The sequence below is a fragment of the Pseudomonas sp. 32A genome, from assembly GCF_052682255.1.
Genome location: NZ_JBQYLY010000001.1, coordinates 5268393 through 5286980, shown reverse-complemented (window position 1 = coordinate 5286980; position 18588 = coordinate 5268393). Strand labels below are relative to the sequence as shown.

Here is an 18588-nt window from a genome sequence, read left to right as displayed (position 1 = left end):
AGCCAATTGCCCAACTTTGCAGATATTGCCATTTGTAACAAAAGCGACTTGATCATCGCGTTTGATAGCTCGGCGCGGGCGTGCTCAATAACACTTCGCAACTTTCGCCCGCCCCAGTTAGTGCACTTGCACTAAATATCGATTGATATAAGACAACTTCCAGGTGATCTATGACTGCGATCCCGAATGGCCTTGATCCTGCCGATAACAAGGGCCCGGATGGCTCCCGGAGCACATTTGAAAAAGCCCTGTTCACGGCGGTCGACCGGCCCGTATTCGACCCCTCGAAAATCCGCGGCCCGTCCATCCCGCTGCCGTACCAGAACGTTCAGGCACCGGTGAACAACAGCATCACTTACACCCCGCTGGGCAGCGACAAACCGGTGACCCTCAAGCAGATCGACAACCCCAGGCTGTTTGAGCAATTGGTCAACCAGTACAACGCACAGCAAAGCGATGCGACCCTTGAGAAGAACCTGGCTGACAGCAAAAGCGCCGGCTACAAGGAGGCCGACGCCAGCACCGTGGCGCCCGGCTTGGGCAACTACAAGACGATCGGCAGTACCACGGAATTGGGCCCGGGGCTGATCCGCTACGAGACCAGTGCCGGCGACAAAATCGTGGTCAGCCAGAAGGAAACACCCGCGCTGTTCGCCCAGGTCAGCGGCGATTCGGCCAAGCTGTTCGCGATCAACGCCAGCCAGGCCGAGGGCTATCGCCTGGCCGGCCCCACCGAAACCATGGACCCCGCCGCGAATATCGGCCCACCCGAAGAAGTCGGCCCGGGTCTGATTCGCTATACCACGGCTTCGGGCGACAAAGTGATCGTGTCCCAGGACATCACTCCCGCGCTGTACGACCAGGTAGCCAAACTGTATGCCGGCAGCACCGACGCCGCGGGGACCTCGGACACGTCCTGGATCGACACCTCGTCGTTCGGCGTATCCGGCGCCAAGGACTGGGACACCATCACCGGCAACACCAGCGGCACGCCGACCAAGGAAGAACTCGACCTGAACCGGCCCAAGGCGGCCGCACAATTGCTCTCGCAAAATTGGGATGCCTGGGGCCTGCACGGCGCACCCATCGATTTCGCCAACCCGCCCACGACCCTGCCGCCCGAGGCGCAGGCCGTGCTCAAGTACGTCGCCAGCAGCCCGAGCCTGATGGCCGCGCTGGACACCGGCGGGCGTGGCAAGGCCGACAACGTGATCACCCATTCGGACGTCGACCATTTCATCGACAACGCCGGCAAGGACCTCGGCGCTGCGTCGAAATCCTATGGCAGCTTCCTCGGCAGCCACCCCGGTGACCTGGCCAAGGCCAATGCCAAGTCGGCGGCAATCCTGATGGCCAACGAGAGCCTGGCCGCCGGCGCCGGTTCAGCGATGCGCCCCGGTGACGCCAACCAGCGCAGCAACGACGGCATGCTGCGCACCGACAACCTGCAAGCCTTGGGCAGCGATTCAGCCTTGAGCACCGAGCTGACCGGCGCGGCGGCCATGTGGTCCAGACCCGGGATGTTCCATGCCCTGGAAACCGGTGGCGACAACCCGGCCACCGGCAAGTCGGACGGCATCGGCACCCGCGACAACATCGGCGCCTGGCTGGAAAAACAGGCACCGAAAACCGACAGCGACACCCTGACTTTCCTCGACGGCGCCGCCACCCGTGATGCCGTCGCCGGCGTCGACACCTCGGGCCTGACCGCCGACATCCTGGCCAACCCGCAGAACTACAGCGGCGAACAGAAAGCCGCAGTGCTGGTGCAACTCACCGACGCGCAAACCCGCCTGCTGGTGAGCGACTACGTGCCCCACGCCGGGCTGATGGACAAGTACACCTCGCCCCACTACGGCCTCAACCCCAACGAAGACAAGATCAAGGCGCAGCTGCAAAGCGGCATCGAAACCCTCTCGGCCGACCCGGATGTGCAAGGCTTCCTGCAAAACAATCGCGGCCCGGCACTGGCTGATATCGTCGACAGCAACCCGACGATGAAAGTCGCGATGCAGAACTACTACACCGACGACATCGAGACCGGCAAAAACCTCAACGACAACCTCAACGCCAAGGACCAGAACGGCAAGCAGATCGACATGGGCATAGGCCTGCAAAACGCGGCCAACGATACGACCATCGCCAACCTGGCGCTGGGGGGCAACGGCCATGTGGACCTGACCGGCATCGCCGACAAGGCCGGGCAAAGTGACAACATTCAGCAGTACTACAAAAACCAACTGGTGACCGGCAAGGCCTTTACCGACACGGTGGCCGGCGGCATGGATCCGACCGTGGCCGCCAGCAGCTTCGCCGCCAGCACCGCCTCGGCCCAGGCCTTCCTCGGCGACAAAGCCTCGGCGGATGACGCCGCCACCTTGCAGGTGAATTTCAACGAAGCGCTTGGCGACGCCCTGCTCGGCGGCGCCACCACCGACACCCTGAACATCACCCTGGGGGACGGCAAGGGCAACTTCGACGAAGCCAAAGTCACTGCGGCGATCAACGACGCCCAGCAAAAAGATCCAGAGATGTTTGTCACCTCGGACGGCGGCAAGATCGACCCGGCGCAAGTGGTGTCGATGCTGCGTTCGGTGTGGGACATCGGGCGTCAGGGCGACAAGATTGCCGACGCACTGCCCAAGGCCATCGAAGGCATGAAGTTCGGCGACGTCAGCCCGGCGTTCAAACAAGGCCTGCTGCACATCGGCAGCGCGGTGTTGATGAGCGGCGTACTGATGGCCCGTTCGGCCAGCGGCAGCAACACGCCGGTGGCGGATGCGAACCGGGTTTCCGCCGGGCTGCAATTTGCCGGGCTGTTGATGGAGGGTGGTACCAAATACGCCAAGGAAGCGGGTTACGGCATCACCTGGGTCAACCGCCCGGATGGCGGCACCATCGGTGACTTCCCCGGCAAGGTGCCGGTGGGCAAGGGCCCGCTGAGTCCGCAGCAAATTGCCAACCTCGGTGCGGCCGGCAAGATTATCGGCTCGGCGGGCGGGATTATCGGCGGTGTCATCGGGGTGATTGGCGGTGTCGACTCGTTGAAAAAAGGTGATTACCTGGGTGGCAGCTTCTCGGTTGCCACCGGTGTGCTGGGCACGGGTGCGGCGGTGGCCGGGCTGGTGGAAGCCGGGGCCGGGTTATACGGCGCGACGGAAATCGGCGCGCTGGCCGGGACTATCAGCGGCATCCTTGGTGGGGCTACGGCGATTCTTGGCGGGATCGGCAGCGCCTTTCTGCCCTTCGCCCTGGCCGATGCTCATGGCAAGGCGCAGGACGCGTTCTACGGCGAGCTTGTGCCGGTGCTCAAACAATATGGTTTGACTGGCGGGCCTACGGAGCCGGGTGATTATCCGGAAGATCCAATCCCGGCGATCAACACCTGACCTTCCCTTGCAGCCTTGCGCGAAGGGAGCCGTGCGGGGTTGTGTTTTTGAACATGCACAAAGGTTAATCACATGACGTATTCACAACGCAGCCCTCTTGAAGACAGCGCTTTTGAAATTCACTTTGGGCCTTATCGACTGCTGCCCAGGCGTCATCTGCTGCTGAAAAACGGTGAGCCGGTGAGTTTGGGGAGTCGAGCCCTGACGTTGCTGATTGCCCTCGCTTCGCGGCCTGGTGAGCTGTTGGAGAAGACCCAATTGCTGGACATCGCCTGGCCACGGTTGGTGGTGGAAGAGTGCAACCTGCGGGCGCAGATCAAGGCGATCCGTCGGGCGTTGGGGGATGATGAGGCGGTCTATATCGCGACCGCGATGGGCCAGGGGTATCGGTTTGTTGCGCCGACCAGGGTTGAGCGTGGGGCTCGGAAAAAGCCGGTGGTGTTGGGGGTTTATAGTTGTCGGCGTTGTTTGGGGGGGGATTTGGATCGGGGGCATATCCATTATTTGGGTAACGGCTGAAATGGGTTCCGCTCTTACAGCGGCTCACTTTTGAAGAGCGCAAAAGTAAGCAAAACGCTCTTGCCCCACCACTCGGCTCCTCGCTTAGGCTCGGAGTGCCCTCACTCCGGCTTTGGACCGTGGGCCGCCGTCATGGGCCATCCCTGGCCCAGGACGGCTAACCTGGCGTCCTGCCAGGTTACCCACGCTCCAAAGCCTGCGTTCGGCCAGCGTGGTTTAACGGGGCGCCTAAGATCAAGATCAAGATCAAGATCAAAAGCAAAAGCAAAAGCACAGCGGCCTACCGGCCGGCTTGAGTGTGGTGAAGCAAAAGCCAAATCAAAAGCTAAAGCGGGCACGGTCCAAATGTGGGAGCGGGCTTGCTCGCGAAGGTCGTTAACGATGACGCGGGCATTCTGGATGAACGCGGCGCTCTCAGGTTTTTCGCGAGCAAGCCCGCTCCCACAGAAAAGCAGATTTGTTTTCGCTCTGGTCTTTGCTTTTGCTTTTAACACTCAAGCCGGCCGGGAGGCCGCTGTGCTTTTGCTGTTGATCTTGATCTGACTGCCCCAATAAGCCCGAGGCCGAACGCAGGTAGTGCGGAGCGGGTAAACCGGCAGGACGCCGGTTTAGCCGCGCCGGGCCATGGATGGCCCGTCGCGGCGGCCCGCGGAGCAATGCCGGAGTGAGGGAACACCGAGCCTAGGCGAGGTGCCGACAGGCGGGGCAGAGCGTTTTGGTTACTTTGCCGCTTTTGCAAAGTGACTCGCTGTAAGAGCGAAACCATAGGCGGCCGTTACCTAAATAACGGATATGTCCCCAAAACAAAACCCTCAGCGCACCAAGCTCAAATCCACCCGCCCATCACGCACCGGCGGACACCAGTAATACCCCCCAGTCAACGGCTTACTAATGCGATACAACCCATCAACAATCCCATCCTCAAGCCCACTCATCCGCCGCAGTTGCGCTTCAAACGCATCAAACGAATGCCCAAACGCCAGGAACATCAACCCCGCCTGACCATTCTCGGCCCATGGCATCGACCGCCGCACCACAAACGCCTCCGGGGTAAAACTCTCCTGGGCCGTACGCTTGGTGTGCGCCGACTCCGGCGCGTCCTCCAGCTCCTCGTTATCACCATGACGCCGACCAATAATGTGATCCCGCTCCACTGCCGGCAACGCCGCAAACCCATCCAGATCATGCTGCCACTGCTGGATCGCCGCAAAGCTCGCACCACCCTGCGCCACCGCCGCATCCACCGCCGCATCATCATGCGGATTCTCAGTACCATCCTCATAATCAGTCAGGTCAAACCCGGTCTTGTAGCGAAACCCCTCGGTCATCTGCACCAGACCAAACCCCGGCGCCAGGGCCTTCTCGAACGCCCGGCTGCGCAACAGCAACTCACCGCGATCCACACCGTGCAACCAGACCCACAGCGCCTGCTGGGTCGAAGGATTCTCCGCCCCCGGCCCGCTCACATGAGGGAACGCCCGCAACCCGTCAATCCGGGCACCAAGGGCATTGACCAGCGGCTCACCAAAACCGACCACCGCACTGGCGTCCACCCACTGCACCAGCGCATCCAGTGCGGCAGGCACGGCATCCAGCGACTCAATGGCAAAAAACAGATGGCGTGCCTGCAACGGCACCGGTGCGGCAAGAATGCCCGGCTGGTACTGACTCATGTGAACTCCTTCAAGAAAGCCGCGCAGTTTACCCGGCGAGCTCACGGTTGTGCTCAAGGTTTTCCCAGGTTCGCGGGTTAATGCGTCTAGCCCTTGCCACACGGGGCGTTGATGGGTGAATCTCTAGTCACGTTTTGCAACCATTCCAGGGGTAGCGACATGACCACCGACAACCTGCTCGCCCAGCTGTTTCCCACCGCCGCCGAGATTCCCGAGCAATTCCGGCTCGCGGCGCCCATTGAACAACGCGATTACCTGGTCGGCGGCCAGTTGCATGTGTGGAACGGCCCCTTGGCCGAAGTGCGCAGCCCGGTGCAATTGCGCGGCACCGACGGTGACACGCCGGTGATCATCGGCAGCACCCCGCTGCTGGACGCCGATACCGCCTTGACCGCCCTCGACGCTGCCGTGGCCGCCTACGACCGTGGCCAGGGCGCATGGCCGACGATGCGTGTGGTGGATCGCATCCAGCACGTCGAAGCGTTTTTGCGGCGCATGCGTGAACAGCGGGACGCGGTGGTCAAGTTGCTGATGTGGGAGATCGGCAAGAACCTCAAGGACTCGCAGAAAGAGTTCGACCGCACCTGCGACTACATCACCGACACCATCAATGCCCTCAAGGAACTCGACCGCCGCTCCAGCCGCTTCGAGCTGGAACAGGACACCCTCGGGCAAATCCGTCGTGTACCGCTGGGCGTGGCGCTGTGCATGGGCCCCTACAACTACCCGCTGAATGAGACCTTCACCACGCTGATCCCGGCGCTGATCATGGGCAATACCGTGGTGTTCAAGCCGGCCAAGCTTGGCGTGCTGCTGATCCGTCCATTGCTGGAGGCGTTCCGCGACAGCTTCCCGGCCGGCGTGATCAACGTGATCTACGGCAGCGGCCGCGAGACCGTCAGCGCGCTGATGGCCAGCGGCAAGATCGATATCTTTGCGTTTATCGGCACCAACAAGGCCGCCAGTGACTTGAAGAAACTGCACCCGAAACCCCACCGCCTACGCGCGGCGCTGGGCCTGGATGCGAAGAACCCCGGGATCGTGCTGCCGCAGGTCGACCTGGACAATGCGGTCAACGAAGCCGTCACCGGTTCGCTCTCGTTCAACGGCCAGCGTTGCACCGCGTTGAAGATCCTGTTTGTGCATGAAGACGTGGTCGACAGCTTTATCGAGAAATTCAACCGCAAGCTGGCGACCCTCAAGCCTGGCATGCCGTGGGAAGACGGTGTGTCGCTGACGCCATTGCCCGAGCAGGGCAAGGTCGATTACCTCGGCGGCCTGGTCACCGACGCACTGGCCCATGGCGCCAAGGTGGTGAACGAAAATGGCGGCGCCAGCCGTGGTTCGTTTTTCTACCCGGCGGTGCTGTACCCGGTGAACCCGCAGATGCGCGTGTACCACGAGGAGCAGTTTGGCCCGGTGGTGCCGATCGTGCCTTACCGCGACCTGGAGACGGTGATCGACTATGTGCTGGAGTCGGACTTCGGCCAGCAACTGAGTATCTTCGGCACCAGCCCGAGGGAAGTCGGGCGCCTGGTGGACGCGTTCGCCAACCAGGTGGGCCGGATCAATATCAATGCCCAATGCCAGCGCGGACCGGACAGTTTCCCGTTCAACGGGCGCAAGAACTCGGCCGAGGGCACGCTGTCGGTGCATGATGCGCTGCGGGTGTTTTCGATCCGTACCCTGGTGGCGACCAAGTTCCAGGCGAGCAACAAGGAACTGGTCAGCGATATCCTGCAGGAGCGCACGTCGAGCTTCCTGACCACTGACTATATTTTCTGAGCCCGACACCGATCTAAAAATGTGGGAGCGGGCTTGCTCGCGAAAGCGGTGGTTCAGTCGCCGGATGTATTGACTGACACGCCGCCTTCGCGAGCAAGCCCGCTCCCACATTGGAACTGAGTGAAGCCTGAACAACGAGGTTACCCTGATACCAATGAATCTCCCTCTCTTCGCCCGCCGCTTGCTGCGTCCGTTGCTGGACCCGTATCGGCGCTACCGTCACGCCAAATTGATCCACGCGGTACGGGTTTCCATTGGGTTGCTGGCCACGATCCTGCTGACCACCGGCATCAACCTGCCCCACGGTGAGTGGGCCTCGGTGACGATGTTGATCGTGATCGGCGGTTTGCAGCATCACGGCAATATCGGCAAGAAAGCCGTCGAGCGCGCCTACGGCACGTTGATCGGCGCCAGCGTCGGTTTGTTGCTGGTGCTGCAACAGGCGTATCTGGGGCAGCCGTTGTTGACCTATTTGCTGATGTCGGTGGTGTGCGGGTTCTTTTCCTATCACGCCATCGGCAAGGGCGGATACATCGCGTTGCTGTCGGCCATCACCGTATTTATCGTCGCGGGCCATGGCGATAATCCAATATCGGACGGGCTGTGGCGCACCGTCGATATTCTGATCGGCATCGTCCTGGCCCTGGCGTTTTCCTTCGCCCTGCCGCTGTATGCGGTGTATTCCTGGCGCTACAACCTGGCCAGTGCCTTGCGCGATTGCGCGGCGATTTATAGCCGGATCATCAGCGGCCAGTCGGTCACTGACGATGAGCATCTGAAACTGCTCAACCGGTTGAATGCGGCAATGCTGCAACTGCGCTCATTGATGCCGTCGGTGTCCAAGGAAGTGCGGATTTCCATGACTGAGCTGGACACCCTGCAACGGCATTTGCGGATGTGCATCAGCACCCTGGAGATCCTCGGCAACACCCGGCCCGACCCGCGGGACAAGGAAGCCCTGGCGCGTATGCAGGTGGCATTGAAGGCCGAGCATCGGCAGATCCGGGTGCAGTTGATCGGGATGGCGCGGGCACTGCAATCCGGGGCCACCGACCGGCTGGAACGGCCGAGCAACACGCCAACCCACGAGCAGACCTTTGAAGTGCCGGTGGTCAACGCTCTGGATGGCTACCGGTTACTGACCCTGCAACTGGCGGCAAACATTGATGGCATGCGCCAGCGCCTGGCCAAGAGCGCCAGCCACTGGAAAATCTGATCAGCCCCGGTGCAGCGCCTGTACCAACAGTTGCTGCAACGCCTGTAACCGGGGCTCGGGGCTGTCCTCGGCAAAGCGCAACACATTCGCCACTTCGGGCAGCGGCATCCGTTGGTCGAAGGGGCGATACACCTCCACGCGCTTGTCGAGATGGTCACTGCTGAGCAGGCCGATACCCAACCCGGCGGCGATGGCCGATACCACACCCTCCACCGACCCACACTCCACCACCACCTGCCAGCGAATGCCCAAGGCGCTCAGGCGTTCCTGGGCCAGTTGCCGGTAAAAACAGCCGGGGCCGAAGGTGATCAGCCGCACGCTTTCGTCAGGCGCTGCCTGCCAGCCGGGCCGGGCGCACCAGTGCACCTGTTCGGTCCACAGCACCTGGTCCCGCGCTTCGATACGCGGGATGAAATCCTGGTGCAGCGCCAGGTCCAGCTCGCGGTCCACCAGGGCCTGACGAAGCACGTGGCTCTGTTCCACCACGATCCGTACATCCAACTGGCGGTGTTGCCGGGAAAACTGGCCGAGCAAGTTCGACAGCTCGGCCATCGGCACCTGTTCGGTGGCGCCCAGGCGGATAGAGCCTTGCAACTGCACCGGATTGAAATGCGCCAACGCCGCGTCGTGGGCCTCGATGATGCGCCGGGCGTGGACCAGCAACTGCGCGCCGTCATCGCTGGCCACCAGGCGCTGCCCCTCGCGCTGGATCAATGGACGTTCGAGTTGTTTCTCCAGGCGCTTGATCTTCCAGCTGACCGCCGACTGGCTGAGGTTCAGGCGCTCGGCCGCACGGGTGACACTGCCGGTTTCAACCACGGTTTGCAGGGCACGCAGCACATCGATGGGCAGTCGCTGATTCATGATCAACACCTATGACAAAAACAGGATAGGTAGAGAGTAAGTTGTCATTGGTGTCATGACCAGCCGGGCTTTAGGGTAAAGCCTTCATTCACCGCGAGGATCTGTCATGACTGCCCTGCTTAACGAAACCGCACTGATCAACGGTTGGCGCATCGCCACTGGCCGCCATGGTGAGGGGCTGCCGGTGCTCTTGCTGCACGGCACGCCCGCCCATTCCATCATCTGGCGTAATGTGGTCCCGCGCCTGACTGCCGCCGGAATGCAGGTCCATTTGTTCGACCTGTTGGGTTTTGGCGCTTCGGAGCGCCCACTCCAGGCCGATACTTCGGTGGCCGCACAAAGCCGCTTGATCGGCGATCTGCTGGACCACTGGGGGCTTGAGCGGGTGCACCTGGTGGGGCATGACATCGGCGGCGTCAACGCGCTGCTGTTTGCCCTTGACCATCCGCAGCGGGTGCACTCATTGACGATTGCCGACGCCCCCAGCTATGACTCGTGGCCATCGCCCACCTGGCGCGGGATTCATCAGCGATTTGCCGAACATGCGCGCATGGCGCCGGATGAACACCGGGCGTTGATGATCCGACAACTGGCCATGGCCGTGTTCGACAAGAGCGTGATGCAAGGCGCTCTGCTGGAGGAATACCTGGCGCCGATCAGTGGCGTGATCGGTCAGCCGGCGTTCTACCAGCATCAGGTGGCGCATTACGACTCGCGGTATACCGCCGATTTTGCGGAGCGCCTGCCGGGCATGGATTTGCCGGTGCAGATTTTGTGGGGCGCTGAAGATGAATGGCAGCCCCTGGCGTATGCACATCGCCTTCAAAACGACATTCGTGGAGCAGTGCTGCAGGTGGTGGAAAACGCCGGGCATTTTCTGATGGAGGATGCGCCGGAGCGGGTGAGTGAGTACCTTTTGGACTTTATTGGCCGGGTTCACGGTCAGCGCTGACCGCCATTTGTCGGGTATACACAAGCCAATAGACTTCACACTTTCTCTTACATATTTTTCACGTTTTATTCACATCCGGGAACGTAGTGTGAAGCCTCATCCGTTACAAACGCTGTAGTTAAAAACCCGCCGCCCCAGCGGGTTTTTTTTGCCCGGGATTTGAGTGTCTACACGGTTTCTGGAGAGAGGAGCCGAAGCAAACCGGCTCATTGCGAGCCGGTCTTGAGGGGTCAGCGAGCAACCTTGTTAACAGGCGACGCCGCTTGTTCACGTATCGCGCGCTGGGTATCGAGCACCCGCGCCAGGGCCGTTTCGGCTTCAGGGCTTTGCTGCGGCACACGAATCGCTGCCGACACCAGGGTAATCAGCTTGGCCATGACCTCGGCATCCGTAGCCGGGCGTCCCAGGCTCATGGAGTTCATCAGCAAGCGCAGCTCGGTACCGGCCATCACCCCGGAGATTGCCTTGAGGGCAAATTGCAAGCGCACCCCCAGTTCGTTGCGCGGCAGGTCCGGCAATGCCAGGGCGAACGCTTCAAAAAAGCGTTGGAACACCGGCTGGTAATGCACCTTGAGGTATTCCTGGATAAACGGCGAAGTGTCGCTGTATACCCGCCCCAGGAAACGAATGAACGAACGCCCTTCCCCACTGGCCGGATCGCTGCGCTCCAGGCCCATGGCCGGGGCGAACAGCACACCCAGCAAGGTGTCGCAGTCCAGCGGGCCATCGGATTCGGCCTCGCACCTTGCCAGCAATTCCAGGCGCTGCTCGTTGAGCGGCTCCAGGCGCTGCATCAGCAGGGTCTTCATCAGGGAATCCTTGTCCCCGAAGTGGTAATTCACCGCAGCGAGATTGACCTGGGCCCTCTCGGTAATCTGACGCAACAAAACAGCGTCATAGCCGTATTTGATGAAAAGAGCCTCTGTCGCATCCAGCAATCGAGTCTTGGTAACGTTTGGAGCGCTGAGTTTCTTCGCGACCATAGGGGGTGGGGTTCCACTGCGGAAATATTGTTTTAAAAATTAATTTGATTTTTTATACCGGGGCCGCTGCCTGAAAGCAAGTAGTGACACTGCGCCATACTATCCAAACCCAACAGAGCCGGGCTCATTCAGGGTAGCTGATGGACTTTTCAGGCGCCTGAAATGCCTCGTAGAAGAATCGTTTCAAGGGGTAAAACCGCTCTATATCCATGGCTGGCGGAACGGCGGGATCGCGGTTAGTATTCAAACAATATTTTAAAAACAAGAAATAAAACCAGTCCGTGACTGTACCAGGTAGCCCCTGAACTTGTTACAAGAATTTTCGGGGGAAGCACGGTACTGTCGAGGCTGCAGGCGTAGTCATGATGACAGATATCCCCGCGCACTCAGGCTTCATTTCCCTGCAAGGCATCGGCAAAAGCTATCAGCTGGCCGGCCAGCACCTGTCGATTCTCAATGATGTATGCCTGGCCATCGAAACCGGTGACAGTTGCGGCATCCTCGGCGCATCCGGCTCCGGCAAAAGCACCCTGCTCAATATTCTCGGCCTGCTCGACCTGCCCGACTGCGGCCAGTACCGTTTTGCCGGCCATGACATTTTCAGCGCCAGCCCCGATCAACTGGCGGCGATCCGCAATCAGCAGATCGGTTTCGTCTTTCAGAGTTTCAACCTGCTGCCACGCCTCAGTGCCCTGGACAACGTCGCCCTGCCCCTGAGCTATCGCGGCGTGTCCCGCCATGACTCGCTGGAACAGGCCCTGCGCATGCTCGACCAAGTGGGCCTGGCCGAGCGCGCCCACCATCGCCCGGCCGACCTTTCCGGCGGCCAGCGCCAACGGGTCGCCATCGCCCGCGCGTTGGTCGGCAACCCTTCGGTGATCCTCGCCGACGAACCCACCGGCAACCTCGACAGCACCACCGCTCAGGAAATCATGGACCTGTTGCTGGCGCTCAACCGCGAGCAGCAGGTGACGCTGATCATCGTCACCCATGACCCGCACATTGCCGAACGCCTGAACCGCCAGATCCTGGTGCGCAATGGCGTGGTGCAAGAGGCCCAGCGCCTATGAGCCTGCGGGTCGAACAAAGCCTGAGCCAATTGCTGCATGAGGCATTTGTCAGCCTGCGCACCCTGGGCAAGCGCTCGATCCTGGCTTTGCTGGGCATCGTCATCGGCAGTTCCTCGGTGGTGGCGCTGATCAATATCGGGCACAACGCCGCCGAAGACGCGGCGATGATTTTCAAGGACATGGGCACCGACACCCTGGTGGCACAGTTCCCGCCCAAGGCCGCCAGCATTGCCCCTATGCCGGCCAGCCTGGACCTGGAGGCGGTGCGGCGCAGCGTGCCCGGCATCGCCCATATTGGCGCGATTTCGATGTTCAGCGGTCCGGTGGTGTTCCATGGCCGCACCTTCAATGGCAGCTTTGTCGGCAGTACGCCAGACCTCAAGGACGCCATGCGCCTGTCGGTGCGCGAGGGGCGTTTCCTGTCGACCTTCGACGCGGGAGAAACCTACGCGGTCGTCGGCGAACAGGTCGTCCAGGCCTTGAGTGCTCCCGGCGACCCGCTGCAACTGGGGGACCGGGTGCGCATCAATGACTACCTGTACCTGGTGGTGGGCATTCTTCAAAACCAGCCCCGGGCCATGCTGATCCCTGTACAGGCCAACGAATCGCTGTTCGTCCCCGCCCCGGGCATGCGTCGGATCTACTTCAGCCCGCAAATCGGCAATGTGGTGATCCGCGCCACTCCCGGCCAGGACATGGAGCGTGTCGCCCGGGACGCAGCCGTGGCGTTGCGAACCCAGCTCACCGACCACGATGTCGACATCCAGGTGCCCCAGCAAATGATCGACGGCATGACCCGCCAAAGCCGTACCTTCGCTTACCTGCTGCTGGCCCTGGGCGCGATTTCCCTGGTGGGCGGCGGCGTGGGGGTGATGAACGTGATGCTGATGAACGTCTCGGAGCGGCGTCGGGAAATCGGGATCCGCATGGCACTCGGTGCGCGCCAGCGGGACATTCGCAACCTGTTCCTGCTGGAGGCCGTCACCCTGACCGCCGTCGGCGCGTTATGCGGCGCGGTCGTGGGCATGACTGCCGCCTATCTATATGCCTGGATGTCCGGCTGGCAGTTTTCCCTGGCAGTTGCCGCGCTGCCGCTCGGGGTCGGTAGCACCTTGCTGGTGGGGCTGTTTTTCGGGATCTATCCGGCCGTGTCGGCCTCGCGTCTGCAGCCGGTGGAGGCCCTGCGCGATGAATAAACGGCTGCTGTTGTTGACCGCCCTGGTGAGCCTGCACAGCGTGGCCGCCGACGTAGTGATTCGCCCGTCGGCGCCCAGCACCACCCGCAGCGGCTATGACCGCGGCGTGTCGTTGAATGCCCAGTCCACCACCCTGACCCTGGGCGACGCGGTGTACCTGGGCCTGCGCAACAACCCGGCGATTCGCAGCGCGTACCTGCAACGGGTGGCGCAGAAATTCGACCTGCGGGTGGCTGAAGACACGTTCAACCCCAAGCTGACCCTGAACAGCTACTACCGCGCCACCAAGGGCACCGACGACAGCGCCCGCAACGCCAACCTGGCGCCCAATGCCACCTTGCTCGGTGAGTACGGCACGCGCCTGAGCATGAACTGGACCCAGCAACTGAACAACGCCGATCGCGCCGGACGCTACCGCAGCGACGGCCTCGACCTGTCAGTGATCCAGCCCCTGATGCGCGGTGCCGGCTGGGACGCCACCACCGCCCCGCTGCGCCTGTCACGCCTGTCGGAGCAGGCCAACCGCCTGAACCTCAAGGCCAACGTGGCGCAGACCATCAGCAACATCATCGCCACCTACCGCGAATTGCTGCGGGCCCAGGAGCAGTTGACCATCGTGCAGGATGCCCTCAAGCGCTCCGGTACCCTGCTGGAAGTGAACAAGGCGCTGATCAGTGCCGGGCGCATGGCCGAGTTCGAGATTGTGCAGACCGAAGCCGATATCGCCACCCAGCAACTGGGGGTGGAAGAAGCCCAGAACCAACTGGACACCAGCCGCCTGGCCCTGCTGCGCCTGCTGGCTCTTGACCTGTCGACGCCGATCCGCGCCACCGAGGCCCTGGAAGCCAAACCCATGGACATCGATAAACGCCAGGCCTTCATCCTGGCGCAGAACCAGCAGCCGGAATACCTCGCCACCCTGCTCGGCAGCCAGCAGGCCGACCTCAACCTGGTGATCGCCAAGGACTCCGGTCGCTGGCAGGTGGACCTGGTGGCCGGCGCCAACCAGATTCGGGCCGCCACCGACAACGACAGCGGCTCTTCGAACAACCGGCGCTGGGACAGTTACGCCGGCGTGCAGGTGCAGATTCCCATCGGGGATATCAGCACCCGCCAGGCCGAGGTGCACGCGCGGGTCGATGTGGAAAACCAGGAGATCATCATCGCCGACGCCCGCCAGCAACTGGAGCGCAGCGTCAACGATGTGGTGCGCGACCTGGGCACCCGCTGGCGCCAGTATGAAATTTCCCAGCGGGCGGTGGAGCTGTCCAGGCGCAAGATCGAAATCGAGCGGGAAAAACTCAGCGCCGGGCGCTCCACGAACTTCCAGGTATTGAGTTTCGAAACCGACCTGCGCAACGCCGAGAACTCACGGCTCAATGCGCTGATTGCCTATTTGAACGCCCAGACTCAGCTCGACTTGACCCTGGGCATGACGCTGGAAAGCTGGGAAATCGCCCTCAATGACTACTAATCAGAAGCGCCTGTTGGGTGCCGTGTTGATTGTGCTGGTGGCCGCTGTCGGCATCACGCTGCTCAGCCGTCAAAGCCCGGCCGCCAATCAACCCGGCAACGCCGAACAATGGCTGGAGGTGAAGGTCGACCCGCTGGTGCATCAGATCGGCCTGGTGGGCAAGATCGAGCCTGACACCACCATCACCCTCACCGCGCCGTTCGACGGCAATGTGCAGGCCAACCTGGTGGAACAGGGCCAACGGGTGGAGGCCGGCCAGGTGCTGCTGCGTATGGACCCGGCCACCCTCGAAGTGCAACTGCGCGACGCCCTCTCCGCCCAGCTCAAGGCCCGGCGCACCGTGCAGGAAATGCAGGACTGGGACAGCGGCCAGCAAGTCGGTCGCGCCCGGCGCGGCTTGCGCACCGCCGAAATGACCGCCAGCAACACCCAGCGCAAACTCACCGAAAGCGAAAACCTGTTCAAGCGCGGCATCATCCCGCGCAACGAACTCGACGACCTGAAGCAACAGGCCACCCAGCAACAGTTGGACCTGATAGCGGCCCGCAGCGAACTGCAACAGGCGATTGAACAAGGCAAAGGCGAATACCGACAGATCGCCGATATGGAACTGACCAATGCCACGGTGAAATATGAAGCCCTGCGCACCTTGCTTGATGGCAAGGAGGTCAAGGCACCGTTCTCCGGCATCGTAGTGCCGGCGCCGGGCAGTAACTCATCGGCCCAGGGCGGCGGGAACACTAACGCGCCGGTGCAGGCCGGGAGCAAGGTCAGCCAGGGTCAGGTGCTGTTTGGACTGGCGAATATCGAGAAGCTGAAAATCGTCGCCAAGGTCTCGGAGCTGGATATCAACCAGTTGCACCAAGGGCAGGCGGTGGAGGTGCTGGGCGACGGGTTTGACGGGGAACGATTGACGGGGTCGGTCAGCGTGGTCAGTGGTTTGGCGATTGCCAGCGACAGCCAGGGCAGCGCGCAATTTCCGGTGACCCTGTCGATTCCCAAGCTGACCCCGCAACAGTTGCAACGGGTAAGGTTGGGGATGAGTGCGCGGTTGACCATCGTGACCTACAACAATGACCAGGCGATTGTCGTACCGGCCCAGGCGATCAGTCGCCGGGACGGTGTGATGACGGTGGAATATCGGGCCGCGATGGACAAGCCAGTGGAGCGGGTGACCGTGACAACCGGGCAGTCGACGGCGCAGGGGGTGGAGGTGTTTGGGTTGAAGCCGGGGTTTGTGAAGGTCGGTCCATGAACCCGACCTGTAGGAGCTGGCTTGCCTGCGATAGCAATCTCTCAGTTGATAAAGAGGCAGCTGACCCACTGCTATCGCAGGCAAGCCAGCTCCCACATTAGATTTAGAGGTGTGCCAACCTTGCGGCCAGTGCCTTGGCCTGAATCGCCACATCCGTCACGGCGGTACTTTCCCACCACATCCCGCGCAACGGTGGGCCCATGGCAAACAGTCGCGGGCTCACCTGCCCGTTGGCATCCAGCACCGCCCCCGACACATCCGCCGCAATCCCCAACGCCAGCGGCCCGGGCTGAATCAACCCACGCTTGAGCAACTGCCGGGGCAACGGCCGGGCCACGCGCCGCCAGTCATATTCAATCCCGCTGGAGTTGATCAACGCAGCCCCCGACACCTGAACGATGGCCTGTTCGCCACGAGGACGCAGGCGAATGGTGACATCACCCTCCGAAGGCACCAGCCCCTTGTACGAAGCTGCCCGAATCCGCAACCGCCCTTCCCCGTGCAACCGCGCCACCAACTCGGCACTCAAGGGCGGCGAGCGGTGGTGATGGCTTTCCCACCAGGGCCGAATATGCCGCACGAACTGGCGTTTCTCGGCCTCGCTGGCCTGGCTCCACAAACGCCCGATATGAGCGCGCACGGTGTCCAGCGGCGCTTGCCAGTCGATCCCCTGCTCCAGCGCCAGCTTGCAGTGGCGGTGTACTTCCCGCAGCAATTGCCGAGGACTGCGCAGGCTGTGGTCTTCCCCCAGAAAGTCGACCCAGGCCGGTGGCTGCCGGCGCACGTGGGGCAGCAGGCCGTGGCGCGAAAAAATCTCGATGGGCCCGCGATGACCGGCCTGTTCCAGGGACACCACGGCGTCCACCATGGTCAGCCCGGAACCAATGATCAGCACCGTGGCTTGCGGGTCCAGTTGGGTCATGGCCTGCACATCCCACGGGTCGACCGCTGCCGCATTCAAGCCGCTGGATTCGGTCTGTGGTGTACGCGCTGCCGGGAACATGCCGGTGGCTAATACGGCAAACGTACCGCGCAGTTGCTGGCCGTCGCTCAAGGTCAACAGCGTGGAATGTTCGTCCACCTCAAGGTCTACCACTTCGGCGCGGACATGCTCGACGGTCGACGCCGATAACGCCTTGGCCTCCGCCAGCCGTTGTTGCGCGTACAAGCCAAAAATCCCACGGGGCGGGAACAGTTCGCTGATGGGCACGTGCTGTTGATCCGACTCGGGCCAACCGCCGTCGGCGATGTAGGCGGTCAGCCACTGGGTCAGGTCATCGGCATTGTCCGGGTCGACGCTCATGCGGGCGGCGTTGCCGTTCAAGGTGTGCCCAAGCTCTACCGCACTGTAGGCCTCGCCGCGCCCCAGTTCCTGGCGCGGCTCGATCACCAGAATCTGCCGCTTGCCCGGCAAGCGCAGCAACTGCACCGCCAGCATCGTCCCGCTCAGGCCGCCGCCGACAATCAGCACATCGGCGTTGCGAATGGCGCTCGTCGCCTGTCCGCGTTCGGTTTCACTCATGAAATTGCGCCCTTACTGTCTGCCTGAATGGTTGTGGTAAACATCGCCCCGTGCAGTATCCAGCACATCGACAGGGGACGCCTAGTTCAGCTCGACTGTGGAAAGCCCAGGCTTTGGCCGCTCTTCAGCCATTGCTCAAGCACCGTAGCCAGGCCACCTTGCCAATGGGTACTCTCCTCGCTCCACAATTCGGTCTTGCCGGAAGGCTGCCACCAGCGGCAGAGCCGTTGTGAAGTGTCCACGGGGTCGATCCGTTGCACCACCGCCAACGGTTGAAACCCAGGGACATACGCATGGGTAGGCCGGATGCGCCACACCTGTTGCTGCAAGGCAGCAGGCTTGAGGTCATCCGCCAGGGTCAGGATCTGGCCACCGATCACCTGGGCGGCCAGGGCCAGCAGTAACAGACCGGGTTCGAAGGCACCGCTGAGGGCCAGCCGCGACTGTTCGGTAAAGCCCTGCTGACGCAAGCCATCAGCCAGGCGCTCGACATCTCGCAGCGCATCAATCCAGCGCCAGGCGTACCACTGGCCGTCACGCTTGTGGCGCAGGGCGCTGTGCAACGGGGTCACTTGTGCCCAATGGCGCAATTGCGCCAACGCCTCGGGCAGCACCGTGACCCGTTCGGCGGGCCATTCCACATCCAGCGGAAGTTCGAGTTCATGCACGCTCATAGGGTGATGCTCCTAT

At 62.0% G+C, this 18588-nt stretch carries 14 protein-coding genes; 9 read left to right on the top strand and 5 right to left on the bottom strand.

Annotated features, from left to right (window positions below; genetic code table 11):
• Positions 1 to 170 precede the first annotated feature (170 nt).
• Entirely contained in the window at positions 171 to 3389 is a 3219-nt protein-coding gene (locus tag ACUN0G_RS24270; RefSeq protein ID WP_445574477.1) for a type III effector HrpK domain-containing protein, read from the top strand.
• 72 nt (positions 3390 to 3461) lie between these two features.
• Positions 3462 to 3908 carry a winged helix-turn-helix domain-containing protein gene (locus ACUN0G_RS24265; protein ID WP_445574476.1) on the top strand — a complete coding sequence of 149 codons (447 nt, stop codon included), beginning with the start codon at positions 3462 to 3464 and terminating at the stop codon, positions 3906 to 3908.
• 812 nt (positions 3909 to 4720) lie between these two features.
• On the opposite strand, the gene ACUN0G_RS24260 is transcribed toward ACUN0G_RS24265, so the two are convergent.
• Complete coding sequence (locus tag ACUN0G_RS24260; protein ID WP_445574475.1) at positions 4721 to 5581, bottom strand: Dyp-type peroxidase; 861 nt, start codon at positions 5579 to 5581, stop codon at positions 4721 to 4723.
• Between the two features lie 159 nt (positions 5582 to 5740).
• Between ACUN0G_RS24260 and ACUN0G_RS24255 the strand changes: the two genes are divergently transcribed.
• Together ACUN0G_RS24255 and ACUN0G_RS24250 are read left to right on the top strand one after the other, a co-directional pair.
• Complete coding sequence (locus ACUN0G_RS24255; RefSeq protein WP_102369501.1) at positions 5741 to 7366, top strand: NADP-dependent glyceraldehyde-3-phosphate dehydrogenase; 1626 nt, start codon at positions 5741 to 5743, stop codon at positions 7364 to 7366.
• Between the two features lie 154 nt (positions 7367 to 7520).
• A complete protein-coding gene (locus ACUN0G_RS24250; protein ID WP_063028737.1) occupies positions 7521 to 8582 on the top strand; it encodes an FUSC family protein in 1062 nt (353 codons plus the stop codon).
• On the opposite strand, the gene ACUN0G_RS24245 is transcribed toward ACUN0G_RS24250, so the two are convergent.
• Entirely contained in the window at positions 8583 to 9446 is an 864-nt protein-coding gene (locus ACUN0G_RS24245; RefSeq protein ID WP_421553372.1) for a LysR family transcriptional regulator, read from the bottom strand. It abuts the gene before it with no gap.
• A gap of 106 nt (positions 9447 to 9552) precedes the next feature.
• Between ACUN0G_RS24245 and ACUN0G_RS24240 the strand changes: the two genes are divergently transcribed.
• A complete protein-coding gene (locus ACUN0G_RS24240) occupies positions 9553 to 10398 on the top strand; it encodes an alpha/beta fold hydrolase (protein ID WP_445574474.1) in 846 nt (281 codons plus the stop codon).
• 230 nt (positions 10399 to 10628) lie between these two features.
• Here the strand turns inward: ACUN0G_RS24240 and ACUN0G_RS24235 are convergent, their stop codons facing one another.
• Positions 10629 to 11381 (bottom strand): TetR/AcrR family transcriptional regulator, encoded by a 753-nt coding sequence (locus tag ACUN0G_RS24235; protein WP_003211721.1) that lies wholly within the window; start codon positions 11379 to 11381, stop codon positions 10629 to 10631.
• Positions 11382 to 11743: 362 nt separating this feature from the next.
• On the opposite strand from ACUN0G_RS24235, the gene ACUN0G_RS24230 reads away from it, so the two are divergent.
• From ACUN0G_RS24230 to ACUN0G_RS24215, 4 genes are read left to right on the top strand one after another with little or no spacing between them, the layout of a single operon-like run.
• The gene (locus ACUN0G_RS24230) at positions 11744 to 12451 is read left to right on the top strand and encodes an ABC transporter ATP-binding protein (protein WP_445574473.1); all 708 of its coding nucleotides are present in this window, start codon (positions 11744 to 11746) and stop codon (positions 12449 to 12451) included.
• Positions 12448 to 13647: an ABC transporter permease gene (locus tag ACUN0G_RS24225; RefSeq protein ID WP_177071028.1), complete on the top strand. Its 1200-nt coding sequence runs from the start codon at positions 12448 to 12450 to the stop codon at positions 13645 to 13647. Before ACUN0G_RS24230 ends, ACUN0G_RS24225 begins: the two co-directional genes overlap by 4 nt.
• A complete protein-coding gene (locus ACUN0G_RS24220) occupies positions 13640 to 15121 on the top strand; it encodes a TolC family protein (protein WP_421553370.1) in 1482 nt (493 codons plus the stop codon). Before ACUN0G_RS24225 ends, ACUN0G_RS24220 begins: the two co-directional genes overlap by 8 nt.
• Complete coding sequence (locus ACUN0G_RS24215) at positions 15111 to 16376, top strand: efflux RND transporter periplasmic adaptor subunit (protein WP_421553369.1); 1266 nt, start codon at positions 15111 to 15113, stop codon at positions 16374 to 16376. Before ACUN0G_RS24220 ends, ACUN0G_RS24215 begins: the two co-directional genes overlap by 11 nt.
• Positions 16377 to 16479: 103 nt before the next feature.
• On the opposite strand, the gene ACUN0G_RS24210 is transcribed toward ACUN0G_RS24215, so the two are convergent.
• Both ACUN0G_RS24210 and ACUN0G_RS24205 read right to left on the bottom strand, forming a co-directional pair.
• A complete protein-coding gene (locus ACUN0G_RS24210; RefSeq protein ID WP_445574472.1) occupies positions 16480 to 17898 on the bottom strand; it encodes an FAD/NAD(P)-binding protein in 1419 nt (472 codons plus the stop codon).
• A gap of 86 nt (positions 17899 to 17984) precedes the next feature.
• Entirely contained in the window at positions 17985 to 18572 is a 588-nt protein-coding gene (locus tag ACUN0G_RS24205) for an AMP-binding protein (protein ID WP_445574471.1), read from the bottom strand.
• Positions 18573 to 18588: the final 16 nt, after the last annotated feature.

Coding starts and splice junctions, on each gene's coding strand:
- ACUN0G_RS24270 (WP_445574477.1), top strand. CDS start 171: ATGACTGCGATCCCGAATGGCCTTGATCCTGCCGATAACAAGGGCCCG.
- ACUN0G_RS24265 (WP_445574476.1), top strand. CDS start 3,462: ATGACGTATTCACAACGCAGCCCTCTTGAAGACAGCGCTTTTGAAATT.
- ACUN0G_RS24260 (WP_445574475.1), bottom strand. CDS start 5,581: ATGAGTCAGTACCAGCCGGGCATTCTTGCCGCACCGGTGCCGTTGCAG.
- ACUN0G_RS24255 (WP_102369501.1), top strand. CDS start 5,741: ATGACCACCGACAACCTGCTCGCCCAGCTGTTTCCCACCGCCGCCGAG.
- ACUN0G_RS24250 (WP_063028737.1), top strand. CDS start 7,521: ATGAATCTCCCTCTCTTCGCCCGCCGCTTGCTGCGTCCGTTGCTGGAC.
- ACUN0G_RS24245 (WP_421553372.1), bottom strand. CDS start 9,446: ATGAATCAGCGACTGCCCATCGATGTGCTGCGTGCCCTGCAAACCGTG.
- ACUN0G_RS24240 (WP_445574474.1), top strand. CDS start 9,553: ATGACTGCCCTGCTTAACGAAACCGCACTGATCAACGGTTGGCGCATC.
- ACUN0G_RS24235 (WP_003211721.1), bottom strand. CDS start 11,381: ATGGTCGCGAAGAAACTCAGCGCTCCAAACGTTACCAAGACTCGATTG.
- ACUN0G_RS24230 (WP_445574473.1), top strand. CDS start 11,744: ATGATGACAGATATCCCCGCGCACTCAGGCTTCATTTCCCTGCAAGGC.
- ACUN0G_RS24225 (WP_177071028.1), top strand. CDS start 12,448: ATGAGCCTGCGGGTCGAACAAAGCCTGAGCCAATTGCTGCATGAGGCA.
- ACUN0G_RS24220 (WP_421553370.1), top strand. CDS start 13,640: ATGAATAAACGGCTGCTGTTGTTGACCGCCCTGGTGAGCCTGCACAGC.
- ACUN0G_RS24215 (WP_421553369.1), top strand. CDS start 15,111: ATGACTACTAATCAGAAGCGCCTGTTGGGTGCCGTGTTGATTGTGCTG.
- ACUN0G_RS24210 (WP_445574472.1), bottom strand. CDS start 17,898: ATGAGTGAAACCGAACGCGGACAGGCGACGAGCGCCATTCGCAACGCC.
- ACUN0G_RS24205 (WP_445574471.1), bottom strand. CDS start 18,572: ATGAGCGTGCATGAACTCGAACTTCCGCTGGATGTGGAATGGCCCGCC.